General features: G+C 68.8%; 14 protein-coding genes. 7 read left to right on the top strand and 7 right to left on the bottom strand.

Annotated elements, in window-relative coordinates; translation table 11 throughout:
- Window positions 1-433: 433 nt before the first annotated feature.
- Window positions 434-1498, top strand: a complete 1065-nt coding sequence (locus tag C2R22_RS14690; RefSeq protein ID WP_103426425.1) for a glycosyltransferase family 2 protein — start codon at window positions 434-436, stop codon at window positions 1496-1498.
- 78 nt (window positions 1499-1576) lie between these two features.
- Here the strand turns inward: C2R22_RS14690 and C2R22_RS14685 are convergent, their stop codons facing one another.
- Window positions 1577-2803 (bottom strand): glycosyltransferase, encoded by a 1227-nt coding sequence (locus C2R22_RS14685; RefSeq protein ID WP_103426424.1) that lies wholly within the window; start codon window positions 2801-2803, stop codon window positions 1577-1579.
- Between the two features lie 206 nt (window positions 2804-3009).
- On the opposite strand from C2R22_RS14685, the gene C2R22_RS14680 reads away from it, so the two are divergent.
- Window positions 3010-4164: a Gfo/Idh/MocA family oxidoreductase gene (locus C2R22_RS14680; protein WP_103426423.1), complete on the top strand. Its 1155-nt coding sequence runs from the start codon at window positions 3010-3012 to the stop codon at window positions 4162-4164.
- A gap of 97 nt (window positions 4165-4261) precedes the next feature.
- Here C2R22_RS14680 and C2R22_RS14675 read toward each other — a convergent pair whose 3' ends face one another.
- Window positions 4262-5179, bottom strand: coding sequence for an NAD-dependent epimerase/dehydratase family protein (locus tag C2R22_RS14675; protein ID WP_103426422.1), 918 nt, complete (start codon window positions 5177-5179; stop codon window positions 4262-4264).
- Between the two features lie 136 nt (window positions 5180-5315).
- Here C2R22_RS14675 and C2R22_RS14670 point away from each other — a divergent pair, with 136 nt between their 5' ends.
- Window positions 5316-6233 (top strand): cobalamin-binding protein, encoded by a 918-nt coding sequence (locus C2R22_RS14670; protein ID WP_103426421.1) that lies wholly within the window; start codon window positions 5316-5318, stop codon window positions 6231-6233.
- Window positions 6234-6319: 86 nt separating this feature from the next.
- Window positions 6320-7786: an aryl-sulfate sulfotransferase gene (locus C2R22_RS14665; protein WP_103426420.1), complete on the top strand. Its 1467-nt coding sequence runs from the start codon at window positions 6320-6322 to the stop codon at window positions 7784-7786.
- An 80-nt stretch (window positions 7787-7866) separates the two neighbouring features.
- Here the strand turns inward: C2R22_RS14665 and C2R22_RS14660 are convergent, their stop codons facing one another.
- The gene (locus C2R22_RS14660; RefSeq protein WP_103426419.1) at window positions 7867-8892 is read right to left on the bottom strand and encodes a hypothetical protein; all 1026 of its coding nucleotides are present in this window, start codon (window positions 8890-8892) and stop codon (window positions 7867-7869) included.
- Window positions 8893-9208: 316 nt separating this feature from the next.
- On the opposite strand from C2R22_RS14660, the gene C2R22_RS14655 reads away from it, so the two are divergent.
- Entirely contained in the window at window positions 9209-9853 is a 645-nt protein-coding gene (locus tag C2R22_RS14655; protein WP_216824738.1) for a M20/M25/M40 family metallo-hydrolase, read from the top strand.
- Between the two features lie 80 nt (window positions 9854-9933).
- Here C2R22_RS14655 and C2R22_RS14650 read toward each other — a convergent pair whose 3' ends face one another.
- The 4 genes from C2R22_RS14650 to C2R22_RS14635 form a co-directional block, all read right to left on the bottom strand.
- Window positions 9934-11211 carry an MFS transporter gene (locus C2R22_RS14650; protein WP_103426418.1) on the bottom strand — a complete coding sequence of 426 codons (1278 nt, stop codon included), beginning with the start codon at window positions 11209-11211 and terminating at the stop codon, window positions 9934-9936.
- A 59-nt stretch (window positions 11212-11270) separates the two neighbouring features.
- Window positions 11271-11927: a class I SAM-dependent methyltransferase gene (locus tag C2R22_RS14645; RefSeq protein ID WP_103426417.1), complete on the bottom strand. Its 657-nt coding sequence runs from the start codon at window positions 11925-11927 to the stop codon at window positions 11271-11273.
- An 82-nt stretch (window positions 11928-12009) separates the two neighbouring features.
- Window positions 12010-12561, bottom strand: a complete 552-nt coding sequence (locus C2R22_RS14640) for a flavodoxin domain-containing protein (protein ID WP_103426416.1) — start codon at window positions 12559-12561, stop codon at window positions 12010-12012.
- Window positions 12562-12702: 141 nt separating this feature from the next.
- Window positions 12703-13215: a Mov34/MPN/PAD-1 family protein gene (locus tag C2R22_RS14635; protein WP_103426415.1), complete on the bottom strand. Its 513-nt coding sequence runs from the start codon at window positions 13213-13215 to the stop codon at window positions 12703-12705.
- 90 nt (window positions 13216-13305) lie between these two features.
- Between C2R22_RS14635 and C2R22_RS14630 the strand changes: the two genes are divergently transcribed.
- Together C2R22_RS14630 and C2R22_RS14625 are read left to right on the top strand one after the other, a co-directional pair.
- The gene (locus C2R22_RS14630; protein WP_103426414.1) at window positions 13306-14925 is read left to right on the top strand and encodes a spermidine synthase; all 1620 of its coding nucleotides are present in this window, start codon (window positions 13306-13308) and stop codon (window positions 14923-14925) included.
- Window positions 14926-15005: 80 nt separating this feature from the next.
- Window positions 15006-16244 carry an MFS transporter gene (locus C2R22_RS14625; protein WP_103426413.1) on the top strand — a complete coding sequence of 413 codons (1239 nt, stop codon included), beginning with the start codon at window positions 15006-15008 and terminating at the stop codon, window positions 16242-16244.
- Window positions 16245-16269 lie beyond the last annotated feature (25 nt).

The following is a 16269-nucleotide window of genomic DNA, read 5'->3' as shown; positions in this document are numbered from 1 at the left end:
GATAAGTTGAACTTATTCCGTGACAGTTCCGGGTCCTCCCGCTCCCCGACGGCCTGGCTCCCTCCGCGACGCGAGCGAGCGTTCGTCGGCCGGAGCCGACCGTTCTCGGCGGCTTCGTCGCTGTCGTCACACGTGAAACCACACCATAGTGAGCCGGCGCGCGCGTTAATCACTTTCATAACGAAGCCTGCGTGGTTCGTGTATTCTCTCGCCGCCATGGACGGCGGCGAACACAAACACAGATGCTATCAGCCCTGTACACCTCCGCTTTCCCTCGACTGTCAGCGAGACAGTCCGCGGGTGATCGGTTCGATATGATCACCGACCCCGGTCGCGTTCGTAGCGGGGCGGCGCCGTCGGTTCCCGGACCTGACACGGAAGCCGCCGCCGTGCGTCGAAGTACTTCACCCCGAACCGGACGTGGGCCGAGACAATGACTTACCGCGACCACACGGTCGGCGTGGTCATCCCCGCGTACAACGAGGAAGAGTTCATCGGCGAGGTCGTCGAAAGCATCCCGACGTACGTCGATCGTATCTACCCGGTCGACGACTGCTCGACCGACGACACCTGGGACGAGATAACAGCCGTCGCCGAGCGGGAGAACGAGCGCCGAACGCCGACCGTCCACTCTGGGGAGGTGGTCGTCCCGGTCCAGCACGACCGGAACCGGGGTGCCGGCGCCGCGACGCTGACGGGGTACCGACGTGCGCTCGACGACGACGTCGACCTCGTCGCACGGATGGACGGCGACGGTCAGATGGACCCCGCGATGCTCTCACACCTGCTCGACCCGTTGGTCGACGGGGAGGTGTCCTACGCGAAGGGCGACCGACTCGCCGGACTCGACTACGTCTCGCAGATGTCTTGGTGGCGGCTGTTCGGCAACGTGCTTCTCACCGCGCTCACCCGTGTTTCGAGCGGCTACTGGCGGCTCAGAGACCCCCAGAACGGATACACGGCCATCACTCACGAAGCGCTGGACTCGCTCTCGTTCGACGACCTGTTCGACCACTACGGGTTCTGTAACGACGTGCTCATCCATCTGAACGCCGACGGGTACGACGTCGCCGACGTCGCCCACCCCGCCGTCTACGGGGACGAGGAGAGCACCATCCAGTACTCGTCGTTCATCCCACGGCTCTCGGGCCTCCTCTTCTCACGGTGGCGGTGGCGACTCCGACACCAGACGAATCGCACCGTCGGTGCCATCGCGCTCGGCTCGTTCCTCGGCAGTCTCCTTGCGGTCTCCGTCGGTGTCGGCTATCTGCTCCAGTGCGTGACGAACGGGACGTCTGACAGTCTCGAAACCGACGGTGGGACGCGTACCCGACAGGAGAGCCCCGGAGTGTCTCAGTCCGTCCGCCTCCTTCTGGTCGGGTGCCTGTCGCTGATCGTTGGCGTGCTCGCCGATTCCAGTGCCGACCACGGCTGCGTAGTTCGGAAGGGGCCGACGGACGCCGACGAGTCCGACCCCAGTCCGACCGGCGCGTTCTGACCCCGAACCGACGAACGACCGGGCTTCGAGACGCTCGTCTCTCCATCCGTCGGTCGACGAGTCGCCGGGCCGCCAGCGTCACTCGTCCAGATACACCGCACGCGTCCGCGCCGCGATTGCGTCCCACCGGAGCGCCTCGGCGTAGCTGCGGTTCCGCGCACCCATCGAGCCGAGATCGGCGTCCAGTGCCGTCCGGAGCGCCTCACCCAGTTCGGACGTTCTCTCGTAGACCACACCGCCAGCGACGCGCCTGACGCCGGTCGCGCCGCCGTCGGTGAGCACCCGATCGGTCGTCCGGGCTTCGAACGCGTCGCGATGAGGTTCGAGCGGCGGCCGTTCGGCGGCGAGCAGTTCGCCGACACAGCCGAGTCGCGGCGCGACGACCGCGCGTTCGAACCCCATCGCGAGGAGGACGCTCCCCGAGGTGAGCAGGCTCTGCTCTTCGGTCTCGAACGGGAGCGTCACCACGTCGGCCGCGCGCATGTACGTCTGGACCTCGTCGTCGGGAACGAACTCGAGCGTGAGATCGACCCGGTCGTCGTCGGCTGCGGCGTCGCGGACCTGCCTCGCGATATCGTCGGTCCGCGGGTTCCCCGCGACGACGAGCCGAGCGTCCTCGTGGTCGAGTTCGGCGAACGTCTCGATGAGTTCGGGGACGTTCTTGTACGCTCGGATCCACCCGAAGAAGAGAAGTACCGTGGCGTCGGCCGGCAGGTCGAGCGCCTCGCGGGCGGCCGAACGCGTCGTCTCGTCCGGATAGTCGTCGAGGAAGGAGCCGTGAGGGACCGTCCACATCTTCCGCTTCGTCCCTGCGGGGAGCGAAAACGTCTCGACGAGCACGTCCTTCGCCCGGTCGCAGTGGACGACGACGGCGTCACAGAGCAGGCGGACGAAGAGGTGTTTGAGCGCGCGCTCCGTCCCGAGCGCCCGGCCCTTGTGGTTCCGAAGGTCGTGGGCCGTCCAGACGAGGCGCTCGGTGAGAACCGACGCCACCGCGAGGTCGACGAGGAGTCGGACGCCTAAGAGGACCGACAGGAGTTCGGCGAGACCGAGCGATTCGGCTCGTTCGTTCTCGACGACCATGTACGGCGCGAGGAAGTGGATGTGGAGGACGGACGGGCGGCCGGCAGCGAGGACGGCCCGGGTGACCGGCGCGACGAGGCCGCGGCCGTCGACCGTCCGGATGTCGACGCCCTCGCCTTCCAGTGCCGTTGCTAACGCCGCTTGATACGGGTTCGACTCGCGGTAGTCCGGCATCGCCAGCACCGTCGGCTCCTCCGACGACGTGGCTTCGCCTGCGAACATAGTCGTACGACGGCGGAGCCCTCGGTTAGTTAACGTGGTTGTAACGAGCGTCGACGTCGGAACGCCCGTCCGTCTCGGCGTTCACTCCGTCCGAACGATTCGGGGTCGCTCCACGGACCACTCCGGCGGAGGGACGCACCGACGGCGACCGACAGTCCCCCTAACCGGTGGTTAGCAATTACCCTGCGAGCACAACGACCGCAGAGATGACAGACCGAATCGCGCTCGTGGGGACCGGTGCGGACCCCGATGACCCCGACAGCGACGGCTTCGCGATGGCGTACCGTCACGCGGCGGGGTATCAGCGTATCGATGGCTGCGAACTCGTCGCGTGTGCCGACATCGTCAGGGAGAACGCCGAGGCGTTCGCCGACGCCCACGACATCTCCGCGAAAGGCGTGTACGAGGACTACGAGACCATGCTGTCCGAAGTCGAACCGGATGTCGTGAGCGTCACCGTCCCGCCGGCCATTCACGCCGACATCGTCGTCGGCTGTGCGGAGACGGAAATCCCCGACGCCATCCACTGCGAGAAGCCGATGGCGACGTCGTGGGCGGACTGCCGGCGGATGGCCGACGCCTGTGACGACGCCGGGATTCGGCTCACGATCAACCACCAGCGACGGACCGGCCCCATCTTCCGCGAGGCGAAGTCGCTCCTCGACGAGGGCGCCATCGGCGACCTTCGACGCATCGAGTGGTCGACGAAGAACCTCTTCGACGCCGGGACACACCTCTTCGACCTCTCGATGTTCTACACCGACGAGACGGCCGTCGAGTGGGTCCTCGCCGGTCTCGACTACCGCGAGGAGAACCGCTGGTTCGGGACGCACAACGAGAACCAGGCCATCGCCCAGTGGAAGTACGAGAACGGCGTCTACGGGCTGGCTGCCACGGGTCGAGGGAGCGACCTGATCGACCCGTACCTCGCGCTGTCGGGCACGGACGGTCGCATCGAACTGGGGGCGAGCGACGGCGCGCCGCTCCGCTATCGGTCGTCCGACACGTCGGGCTGGAAGGCGGTCGACACCGACGAGAACGTCTGGGGCGACCCACTGCCCTCGAAGTTCCGCGCGGGGCTCGACCTCGCCGCACAGCGCGTCCCGGGGGTGCCGGACGACCTCTTCGGCGTCGACTACCCCTCACACATCGACCGGGCCATCGCGGAGGTGATCCGCGCGCACCGGACGGAGAGCGACTCGGTGCTGGACGCGTCGGTCGCGCTCAAGGGCACCGAACTCATCTTCGCCGCGTACGAGTCGGTTCGGCGTCGCGGCCGCGTCGACCTCCCGCTCACGGTCGACGACAACCCGCTGGAGTCCATGGTCGAAGAGGGACTCGTCGCCGTCGGCGCGGAGTAGCGACGCGCACTTTCCGTTCGTCGACGCCCGCACGCAGAATCACCTCGAACCGCTTCTCCCTGTTCGCGCTCGCCCCGTTCGCCGACCGGACGCCGCCTCAGACGACCGATTCGAGCCCTTCGTCCAGCCCGATTGTCGGCTCGTACCCCAGTCGCTCCCGCGCCTTCGAGATGTCGGCCAGGCTCTCGTCGATGTCGCCGGGGCGGGGGTCGACGTGTTCGATGGACGTGTCGCCGCCCGTCAGGTCCCGTATCTTCCGCGCGAGCGCCGAGATGGTGATTTCGGTCCCGCAACCGACGTTGTACGCCTCGCCGACGGCGTCGGTGGTCGCCGCCCGGAGGTTCGCCTGCACGACGTCGTCGACGTGGACGAAATCGCGCGTCTGCTCGCCGTCCCCCTCGACGGTGATGGGGCCTCCCGCCCGCCCCTGCCGCAGGAACACCGAGACGACGTCGCCGTACTCGCCGGCCTCCGCGCGCGGTCCGTAGACGTTGAAGTACCGGAGCACCACGGTGTCGAGGTCGTACAGGTCGTGGTAGAGGCGGGTGTAGTGGTCGAGCGTCAGCTTCTGAATCCCGTAGGGGGAGGTCGGTTCCAGCGGGGCCGTCTCGGTGATCGGGACGCCGTCCGGATTGCCGTAGATGGCGGCGCTCGACGCGCAGACGACGCGTGCGGACTCCTCGCGTGCCCGCTCCAAGATCCGAACGGTCGCCGTGACGTTCACGTCGTTCGAGGTGAACGGGTCGTCGACCGTCTTCGGGACGCTCACGACCGCGGCCTCGTGGAAGACGACGTCGACGCCCTCCATCGCCCGGTCGAGCACCGCCGGGTCGCGGACGTCGCCCTCGACGACCGTCGCCTCGTCGGGCACCTGGTCGCGGAAGCCGCCCGAGAAGTCGTCGAGGACGCGCACGTCGTTGTCCGCGACGAGCGCGTCGGCGAGGTGGCTCCCGATGAAGCCCGCCCCGCCCGTGATGAGTATGCGGTCCCCCCGCGGGCCGAGGTCGTCCTGCATACGCGTACTGTGTCCCGCAGCGGGGTTTATGGGTTGTCATTACGACACTGCGCGCCGACCCGCACCGCGCACCGACGGCGCCTGCAGCCGCGACCGCGCCCGTGGGCTTTTGACTCCGTACCCCCTCGCTTCTCGCATGCGCGTCGTCTCGCTGCTCCCCTCTGCGACCGAGATATGCTGTGCGCTGGGCGTCGACCCCGTCGGCGTCACCCACGAGTGCGACTATCCGCCTCGCGTCCGCGAGGCTCCGACGGTCGTTCGCTCGCGCATCGACACGGACGGGTCGAGCCACGCCATCGACGACGAGGTCCAGGCCTCCCTCTCCGAGGGCGGCGTCTACGACCTCGACGCCGACCGACTCCGGGACCTCGCCCCCGACGTAGTCGTCACGCAGGGGCTGTGTGACGTCTGCGCCGTCGACGAGAGCGTCGTCCGGGGGACGCTCGCGGACCTCGCTCTCGACGCCGACCTCGTCGCGACGCACCCCCACTCGCTCGCCGACGTCTTCGACGACATCGAGAGGCTCGGCGGCGTCCTCGGTCGGGCGGACGCGGCGTCGGACCTCCTCGCTGACCTCCGCGAACGGGTCGACGCCGTCCGTGCGCGCGTCCCCTCCGACGACGACCGGCCGACCGCGACGGTGCTCGACTGGCTCGACCCCGTGATGGTGAGCGGCCACTGGGTGCCCGAACTCGTCGAATGCGCCGGCGGGCGGTTCGAACTCGGGACCGCGGGCGCGGAGTCGGGTCCCGTCGAGTGGGAACGCGTTCGGGAGACGGACCCCGAAGTGCTCGTCGTCGCGCCGTGTGGGTTCGGCGTCGACCGCACGCGGGAGACGCTCTCTGACCTCACGGCGCGTCCGGGGTGGGACGACCTGCGGGCCGTCCGCGAGGGGAGGGTGTACGTCGTCGACGGGAATCACTACGTCAACCGCCCCGGTCCGCGCCTCGTCGACACGCTCGAAGCGTTCGCCTGGACCCTCCACCCCGACCGGTTCGACCGCCCGCCCGCGGGGATGGTCGAACGCCTCTCACCGGCGCGTGAGTCGGTGTAACGCCCGTACAGGCCCCATGCGGAGCTACGCGGTCCGCCACGGCGCATCAGAAGAGTTTCATCGGACCGGATGCGAACCCTTGCGCGATGAGACTCTCCCGTGGCGTCGCCCTCGCCCTCGTCGGCCTCGTCGTCCTCTCCTCGACGCTCGCCGTCAGTGCCGCGACGGCACCCACACGCAGCGTGACCGCGGCCGAATCGGGCGTGACCGGCACCTCCACACAGCAGTCGTCGGCCGACGCGGCGACGGCCGCACCCAGCGGCGGCCCGCACGTCCTCGTCGGCTCGCAGGGCGGCGGAACGAACTGGCAGAAGCAAGGCAGCGTCTACCGTCTCAACGACCAGGAGGTGGTCTGGAAGATCAACGACCGCGACAGCTACTTCGACGCGACCATGATGGAGAACGGCAACGTCGTCGCGGGCTTCATGCACAACGGCTACCGGACGGGCTGTGAGCCGTACGAGCCGCCCTGCACGAAGACGGGCTACCGCGTTCTGGACCCCTCCGCGGGCTCGACGCCGGAGGTCGTCTCCGAGTACATGTTCCCCATCCGCGGCCCGACCCACAGCGAGATGCACGACGTCGAGCCGATGGGTGACGGACGGTTCGTCTTCGCCGACATGGAGTACGAACGCATCGCCATCGTCTCCGATGGCACCATCGAGTGGCAGTGGAACGCCTCCGACTCGGGATTCTACGACGCCCCTCCCGACGTGACCCGACGCGACTGGCTCCACATCAACGACGTCGACTACATCGGCGACGAGCGCTTCCTCGTCTCGGTCCGCAACGCGAACCAGTTGCTCGTCATCGAGCGCGGCGAGGGCGTCGTCGAGGTGATCAACGAGGACCCCGGCGGGAGTGACAGTTCCTGTACCAAAGGCGGGCAACTCGCCGACTTCGACGACGACGGCGACGTCCGCTGCGGGGACCCCAGCGTGATGAACCACCAGCACAACCCGCAGTGGCTCGGCGACGGACGCGTGTTAGTCGCCGACAGCGAGAACGACCGCATCGTCGAACTCCACCGGTCGGAGTCGGGCGAGTGGGAGGAGGCGTGGACGCTCGAAGAGGCCGGCGGGCTCGTCCTCCAGTGGCCGCGTGACGCCGACCGCCTCCCCAACGGGAACACGCTCGTCACCGACTCGCTGAACCGCCGCGTGTTCGAGGTGACGCCCGCGGGCGATGTCGTGTGGAGCTACGCCACGCCCCTCATCCCGTACGAGGCCGACCCGATTCCAGAGGGTGAAGTCGCCGGTGGCTTCGCGGCCGAAGCGCCGGCAGACGAGACGCCGCAGAGCGAGAACGGCACGGACACGACTACCGCCACGGCGAGCGATACCACCCCCACCTCGCCGGCACCGTCGACACAGCCGCCCGCATCGAGCAGCGGACTCAGCGCCGCGGACATCCCCGGCCTCTCGCTGTTGCTCGTGGGCATCAAGGCCGTCGTCCCCCGTCTCCCCATCTGGTTCGGCGAGTTCCAACTGCTCGTCACCATCCTCTCGCTCGGCCTCGTGGGTGTCGGCGTCGTCGACCACCGACGCGACTGAAGGAGCAAACCGCTCGAAGCGGGTATCGGACCGGTCAGGGGTCGAGCGCTTCTCGGTCGGTCACGGTGTCGATTCGAGGCTCAGTTGTCCATCCGCGCGGCCTCCCGCGCCTTCTCGGACGCGAGGGAACGGAGCGACTTGAGCGCCGGTTTGAGGCTGGTGTCGTCGCCCAGGCCGTTGAGCATCGAAGTGAGCGTGTTCGAGACGTCGGCGAGGACGACTCGCGCCTCGTTGGCCTTGCTCTCGGCGTCCTGGACGTTCCGGTCGTCCTTCTCGAACTCGATTTTGGCGAGTCTGAACCACTTGATGCCCTCGGCGAACTCGTCGAGGGTGTCGTCCAGGTCCTCGTAAACGCCGATGTCCGCCTCGAACTGTGCGAGCTTGTTCTGGTACTCCGACTCGGAGATGCTGTCGATGACCGAGGCGTCCTCGACGGACGATTCCGCCCGGAGCGTCTGGAGCCGGTTCGTCGCCTGCCGTCTCCTCGTCTGCATCTGCTCGGCGGCCGTCCGCCCGGTGCTCGGGTCGTTGTCCTCGAACGCGGCGCGCGCGCTCTCCAGTTCGGTGTACGCCTCGACGACCTTCATCTGGGTGTCTCGCGCGTCGCCGAGGAAGTGCCAGCAGCCCTGAAGCCGGTTCGCGGTGCGGGTCTGTTCGGCCGTCGCGGCCGCGTTCCCGGCTTCGACGTACGCTCCCTGTGCGTCGGCGAGTTCGGCCCGGAGTTCGTACGAGCGGTCGAGGAAGTCGGGACTCGCGGCGGTCACGGCCGTGAGTTCCGACCCGTACTCGACGGTGAACGTCTCGACGACGTCCGTCAGCTGCGTCTTCGCCTGTTCGATCCGTCGTGCGGCCCGCCGCTCCGCTCCCGTCGGCTCGGACGTTTCGGTTTCGGTCGGTGACGGCTGTTCCGTCTCCGTCGGTGCTTCCGTGGACGTCGGCGCCTCCGTCGACGCGGGCGTTCCCGTCTCGGTGGCTTGCGGTGTGCTCGCGGCCGTCCGCGTGCGCGTCGGTGCCGCCGTCGGTGTCTCGCTCGACGGGTCGGGCGAGGCGACCGAGTTACAGCCCGCGACCGCACCGAGAAGGACGACGAACGTTCGCCGGTTCATTGGGGAGCGCTTGTCGAGTGATACAAAAAGTAAATTGCGACTTTCCGGCCCACGAGGGGGCCCCTCGCGCCGTTATCTGTCGGTTATATCACTGCACGCGACCGTCGGTGGCGAGTGACCGTCGTCGGTGAGAGCGGCGCTCGCTGGCGGGCTCACCGTCGCGCGGCCCGGCGCACACGGTCCTCGCGTCGGGCGTGTTAACACGAGGTTATGGCCGAAGGCGGCGTGGACACCACCGACGAGCGACCCAGGGGAGTCGTCGTCGCTTCTGACTTCCGACCGACGACCGAAACCACTGTATGGGCTCGTGTGAGTGGTGCGCACGACGAGTGTCGACAGGCGGGGGCTGCGGACGCACATCGACGCCGAACGCGACCGGATGATCGACTTCCTCCGGACGCTGGTCAGCACGCCATCGGTGACCGGAGAGGAGGCCGCGGTGCAAGAACACGTCGTCGAGAAGTTCGGTTCGCTGGGGCTCGCCCCCGACGTGTGGGAGCCAGACCCCGACGCGCTCCGTGACCATCCGGGCTACTTCGAGACGACGTCGTACACGCGGGTGGGGTACGAGGGCCGCCCGAACGTCGCCGCCGTCCGTGCGGGCGCCGGTGAGGGACGGTCGCTCGGCTTCAGCGGTCACGTCGACGTCGTCCCGGTCGACGACGACGAGTGGACGTACGACCCGTGGGGTGGGGAGGTCGACGACGGACGGCTGTACGGCCGGGGGAGCGCCGACATGAAGGGCGGAATCGCGGCGTTCGTCCACGCCGTCGAGATGCTCGACGAACTCGGCGTCGAACTCGCGGGCGACCTGATCCTCCAGACCACCATCGAGGAGGAGGACGGCGGTGTCGGGGGCGTCCTCTCGGCGCTCGAACGCGGCTACCAGCCCGACGCGGCCGTCGTCTCCGAGCCGTGGGAGGTTCCCAACGTCGGTATCGCCTCCGCGGGCGCGATGTAATTTCGGATCACCGTCCTCGCGCTCACCGCCGTCGACTGGTGTGGGGCCGTGGACTGAGACGGCGTCTCGCGCCCTCCCGTTCAGTCCCGGCGGACGGCGACGGCCACCGCGCAGCCGATGGCGACGACGCCGGCGAGCGTCGCGAACACGAACGCGAGGCGGTAGCCCGCGAGGCTGTAAATGCGGCTTCCGGCGACCGTCTCTCCGGTCCAGTAGGCGTCGAGCGTCACGCCCATCGCGGCGGGGACGACCGCCGCACCCGCGTAGCCGAGGCTGTTGAGCGTCCCCGTGGCGACGCCGCTGGCCGATGCGGGGTGGCGCTCCTTGATGAGCGTGTACGAGAGCGCCGTCGCGCCGGTGACGAGATTCGCGACGAAGAAGACGCCCGCGACGACGACGAGCGGCGGCTTCGCGACGACGGCGATGACCGCGTACCCCAGCGCGAACGCGACCGTTCCGGCGAGAACGAACCCGAGTCGGTTCTCCACTCGGTCAGAGAGCCAGCCGAACAGCGGCGACCCGACGACGAGGCCGAGCGTCCCGACCAGGACGACCGTCGACGCCCGCTGGACGCTGAGGTCGTAGACGTGGACGAGATAGGGGACCCCCCACAGCCCGAGGATGGTGAGGTTGGTGCCGAGCACGAGAAACAGCAGTGTCCCGAGGAGCCACGCGTCGAGGCTCGACAGCACCCGGCGCGTGTTCGCGAGGACGTTCTCCCCTGCTGCCGTCTCGCCCCCGTCCGCGACGCCTGCCGGCGCGTCGACTCCGGCCCGAGCCGGGGTGTCGCGGACGACGAGGTAGATACCCGCGCCGAGGGCGAGTCCCACCACGCCCGCGAGGAGCGTCGCGGCCCGCCACCCCAGCACGGAGACGAGGACCGCGAGCGGCGTGGTCGCCGCGAGGCCGCCGATCCCGGAGACGGCGATGCTGATTCCGACGACCGTGGCGAACTCGTTCGCCCGGAACCAGTTCGCCCCGAAGCGGAAGATGGCGAGGTAGACGACGCTCCCGCCCAGGCCGACGAGCGTCCGCGTGAGAAAGCCCGTGACGAGCGACCCGCTGAGCGCGAAGCCGCAAACGCCGACGCTCATCACGACGATACCGGTCGAACCGACGCGTCGCGGCCCGTACCGGTCGACGAGAAGCCCCGCCGGGAGCTGTAGCGACGCGTAGACGTAGAAGAACGACGAGTGCAGCACGGAGAGTTCGGTCGCGGTCAGTCCGAACGCGCGGGTCAGGTCCTCCGCGAGGACGCCCGTCGTGACGCGGTTGAAGCTCATGAGGAAGAAGCCCGCGGCGAGGGCACCCCACATGACCCACCGGCGCGTCCGTGCCGCACGCCACTTGATGTCCATACGCCCGTCACTCGGGAGGGGGGCAAAACGGATGCGGGTCCGGACGGGACTGCCGGGAGTTACCCCACCCAGTGGCTTTCGGGGTACGACTGCGCCCCGCCGTGTGAGTTCCGCGCGACGATGGTCGCCGTCGCCGAGACGCGACCCCCGTCGCGCTCCGCGTCGACGTCCGTTCCCGCTCCCGCTCCCTCGCCCGCCTCGGGGTACTCGGTGGACGCCTCGTAGTACAGGACCGTGAGGTCGAGACAGGCGTTGAGCAGTTCGTTCGCGCGGAACCGGTATCTGTCACCGCTCGGTCCGACCGTCGCCTCGGGCGAGCGGAGGTGGTGCTGGTAGAACAGCACCCCGCCGGGCGTCAGCGCCTCCTTGATGTCGTTCAGGCGGTCCAGCGTCCGGAAGAAACTGATGGTCACGACGTCGTACGTCGACTCGGGGTAGTCGTACTCCTTCGCGTCGCCCTGCGTGAGCGAGAGGCGGTCGTCGACGCCTCGCTCGGCGGCCCGTTCGCGCGTGATTTCGAGCCCCTCGCGGGACTGGTCGATTCCGTCTACCTCGTAGCCTCGCTCGGCGAGGAAGACGGCGTTCCTCCCTGTCCCGGTCGCGATGTCGAGCGCCCGTCCCGCGGGGAAGCGGTCGAGCACCGCCCGGAGCACCGGCGACGGCTCGGGGTCGCGCGGGTACTCTCCCTCGCGGAACCGTTCGTCCCAGGTGGTCATACCGTGTCGAAGCGGAGGAGCGGTTTCAATGCTCCTCTGCTCCGTTTCGTTCCGCGGTTGCCGCGTCGCGCGGCCGACCTGCTCAGTCGCCGTCGCCGTCCAGCAGGTCGGCGACCTCCCCGCTGAACCGCTCGACCGCGTCCCACTCGGTGTACTCGTGGTCCCGCGAGGTGTCCGTTTCCCCGCCGTACTTCCGGGCGATTCGCTTCATCAGGAACCGCGTGAGGAGGCCGTACTCGCTGTACTTCAGCGCGCCCGCGAAGACGGCCGTCGCGTCGGGCGTCCACCCGGTGTCTGCGAGGAACGCCTCGAGCAGGCCACGGGCGGTTGCGTCCGCCTCCGGCGTCCCCGTCGCGGCGGTCATCGAAACCGAAAAGAACGCCGACGGAACCTCGTTCAGCGTCGTGAGGTGGTCGCGGACGAACCGGGCGACGTATCGCTGGTGTCTCCTGTAGTGGACGGACGCCCCGACGACGCAGCCGTCGTACTCGTCCAGCGAAAAGTCCGGCGGGAGGTGCTTCGCGTGCACGAGGACCGGGTCGTGGCCCCTGTCGGTCAGCGCCGCCGCGACCCGCTCGGCGACGGTTGCCGTCTGTCCCTCCGTCGTTCCGTACACGAGTGCGACCCGTGCCATTAGCGGACGCCCTCGCTCCGCCTCCACGTGTTCGACGTCATCACTCCCGGAGACGCGTCCCGCGGAGATAATCTCCGTGGAACGGTCGTGCCGTCCCGCCCGCTGTAAGCGGTGCCGTCCCCGGGGCGTCGTCCCCGAAGGCTACCGCAGCCACGAGAAGAACCCGCCGTCGTCGCGCTCCAACTCGGCGTCGATGTCCTCCTGGGTGAAGTCGAAGAAGCGGTTCTCGGGCAGTTCGACGTCGACCACGTCGAGATGCGTCGGCTCGCCCGCGTTGTCGAACGCCTTCCAGTTGCCCCACCCGTAGGGCGCACCGACGATGAGGTGGACCTCGCCCTGGCCGAACGTGTCGAGGTCGGCGTCGCTGGGTCGTAAGACGCCGTTCGGGTGCGAGTGGACCGACCCCACGGACTTGAGGTCGTTCGGCTTCATGTTGGTCTTCACCGTCGCGCTCACCGGGCTCGACTCCGTCCCCGGCACCACGAGGATGTCGGTGATGACCTGCCCGCTCCGGTCGAGCCCGAGGGTTCGGGCGTCCTCCGCGCGGAGGAAACCCATGTACTCGTTCGGGTGGGTGTCCTCGCACGCCTCCAGGATGAACTCCATCGTCTCCCGGGCGATGCCCAGGAGTTCGCTCGACCGGAACAGGCGCATACCTCCCCCTGTGGGCTCCCCGGACTAATACTATCGGCTCCTCTCCTCGCTCCAAGCTTTAACACTACCCCCGCCTAAGACCGGCTACTCATGGACGCCCGTACGGTCCCCGAGCGGGTCCGACTGTCGCGGCCCGAACTGGCTGTGCTCGTCTCCGGCGTCGCCAGTATGGGGCTGGAAATCCTCGCCGGGCGGATGATCGCCCCGCAGTTCGGCAGCAGCATCTACACCTGGGGCGGCATCATCGGGGTGTTCCTCGCGGCGCTCAGCTACGGCTACCACCGCGGCGGCAAGCGCGCGAAGGAGGACGCCTCGAACGACCGGATGGCGCGCCTGTTTCTCCTCACCGCGGTGTACGTCGCGGTGCTCGTCTTCGCGGGCGACATCCTCCTGCGGATGACCTCCGGGTTCCCGCTGCCGAGCCGCTTCGCGTCCCTGCCCGCCATCACGCTCCTGTTCGGCCCGCCGACGTACTTCCTCGGGTTCATCAGCCCCTACGCCGCTCAGCTCTCGGAGAAGGAGGGCCTCGGCGAGGCGTCGGGACACGTCTACGCGCTCGGGACCGTCGGGAGCATCGTCGGCGCCTTTGCCACCACCTACCTCCTCATCCCCTCGTTCAGCATCGAGCACATCGGTCTCGTCTTCGGCCTGCTCTCGGTGGGAACGGCGCTCGTCCTCTTCCGGCCGCGCCTCGACCGTGACCGTGCGTTCTCGCTTCTCGCAGTGACCGCGATGCTCGTCGCCGCCGTCGGGAGCGGTGCCGTCGGCGTCGCCGTCGAGGGCCGTGTCGTCTACCAGACCCAGACTCCCTACCAGCAACTCGAAGTCATCGACGTCGACGACCGACGGACGCTCTACCTCGACGGCCAACCGCACAGCGCGATGGACCTCGACGACCCTACTCGGCACGTGTTCGACTACACCTCCTACTTCCACCTCCCCTTCCTGTTCGCCGACAGCGCGGACGACATCGACCGCGTCCTCTTCATCGGCGGCGGCGGGTTCACGGGGCCGAAACGCTTCGCCGAGGAGTACGACGTCACCGTCGACGTCGTCGAAATCGACCCCGTCGTCATCGACGTGGCGAAGGAGTACTTCGCGGTCTCCGAATCCGAACGGCTTCGGATCCACAACACGGGCGGGCGACAGTTCCTCCGGGAGACCGACCGCACCTACGACCTCATCGTCCTCGACGCCTACCGGAAGGACAAGGTCCCCTTCGAACTCACGACGGTCGAGTTCATGCGCCTCGCGCGCGACCGCCTGAGCGACGACGGGATGCTCTTCGCCAACGTCATCTCCGCGCCGAGCGGGCCGGCCTCGCAGTTCTACCGGGCGCAGTACAAGACGATGGCGCAGGTGTACCCCCACGTGTACAGTTTTCCGACCGACGCGGGCGTCGGCATCCAGAACATCGAACTCGTCGCCGCCAAGTCGGAGACGGTCGTCACGGCGTCGCAACTCCGTGCGCGCAACGCGGAGCGCGACATCGGCATCGACCTCTCGGGTGAACTCCGCACCTACCGGCGGTCCGAAGAGACCGCCGACGTGCCCGTCCTCCGTGACGACAGGGCGCCCGTCGACGACCTTCTCGACCCGATGGTCGGCCAGCGCTACGTCGTCGACGACGCGGAGGAGGCCGAGGAGAACGCGACTGCCGCGCCGAGTTCGTCGGTGGCGGTCGCCGCACGCGCGACGACCGCCGGCTGACGTTTCGCGTCTCGTCGCCCGGTGTCCTCCCGTCTGACCGGAACCACGAGGCACAAATCCACGCGGACACAGAGTGGGGTATGGCGAGCGTGACAACGAGAGCCCGGGTCGCAATCGGCCGCCTCCGCGCCGACGGACGGCTGTCCATCCTCGCCGCGGTTGCGCTCGGCTGGCTGTTCGTCGTCGGCGGACGCTTTCTCCTCCCCGCAGTGTTGCCGCAGGTGAAGACGACGTTCGCCGTCGGTAACGCGGGCGCGGGCCTCGCCGTCTCCGTCGTCTGGGGCGGGTACGCGCTCATGCAAGCACCCGGGGGCGTTCTCATCGACCGGGTCGGCGAGCGTCTGTTGCTCGCGGGGAGCCTCGCGATAACCGGTATCGCCGTGCTCGTCGTCGCCGCCGCGCCAACCTACCCCGTGTTCCTCGTCGGCTGTGGCCTGTTCGGCCTCACGACCGGGCTGTACGGTCCCGCGCGGGGCACGACCATCTCCCGGTCCTTTCCGAAAAACGACGGCGCGGCTATCGGCGCGACCCTCGCCGCGGGCAGCGTCGGCTCTGCGGTCCTCCCGTTCCTCGCCGGGTCGCTCGTCGGCAGCGTCGGGTGGCGACTGCTCCTCGGGGTGCTCGTCGTCCCGTTCGTCGCCGTCGCTGTGTTCGCGTGGCGCGCGGTGCCCGTTCGGGAGGTGTTCGAGGAGTCGACGGCGACCGGCTCCCAACTCCTCGCGAACGTCGTCGCCGCGGTCAGGACGCCCGCCGTGGCTCGCGCCGTCGCCGCGGTGACGCTGCTGCTCTTCGCCTTCCAGGGCCTGACCGCGTTCCTCCCGACCTACCTCGTCGAGGTGAAGGGGTTCGACCAGGCGACGGCGACCGGGCTGTTCGCGCTGTTGTTCCTCGCCGGCGCGGGGTCACAGCTCCTCGCGGGCACCGTCGCGGACAGAATCGGCGAGCGGTGGGTCCTCACCGTGACGGCCGCGGTGGCGGTCGTCTCCGCCGCCGCGGTTCCGTTCATCGATGGCGTCCTCGTCGCCGTGGTGGTCGTGAGCGCCGTCGGCACGCGGCTGGCGATGGCGCCGGTCTCGAACGCGTACGTCATCGACATCCTCCCGCCCGGCGTCCAGGGGAGCGCGTGGGGCGTCCTCCGCACCGCGTTCTTCCTCGTGAGCGCCGGCGGGTCGACGTTCGTCGGGGCGTTCGCCGACCGCGGCCTCTTCGACGAGGCGTTCTTCGTCCTCGCGGGGCTGGCCGGCGTCGCCGCGCTGTTGTACGTCCGACTGCCGTCGCGGGCGGCCGCGAAACGGACCCGAGGCGACGTCACTCGCTGAGTTCGGCCCCGACGGGCGAGCATCG

It is taken from the genome of Salinigranum rubrum (genome assembly GCF_002906575.1).
Taxonomy (GTDB): domain Archaea; phylum Halobacteriota; class Halobacteria; order Halobacteriales; family Haloferacaceae; genus Salinigranum; species Salinigranum rubrum.
Note: the sequence above shows the minus strand (reverse complement) of the source record. Positions and strands in the feature narration are given on the sequence as shown.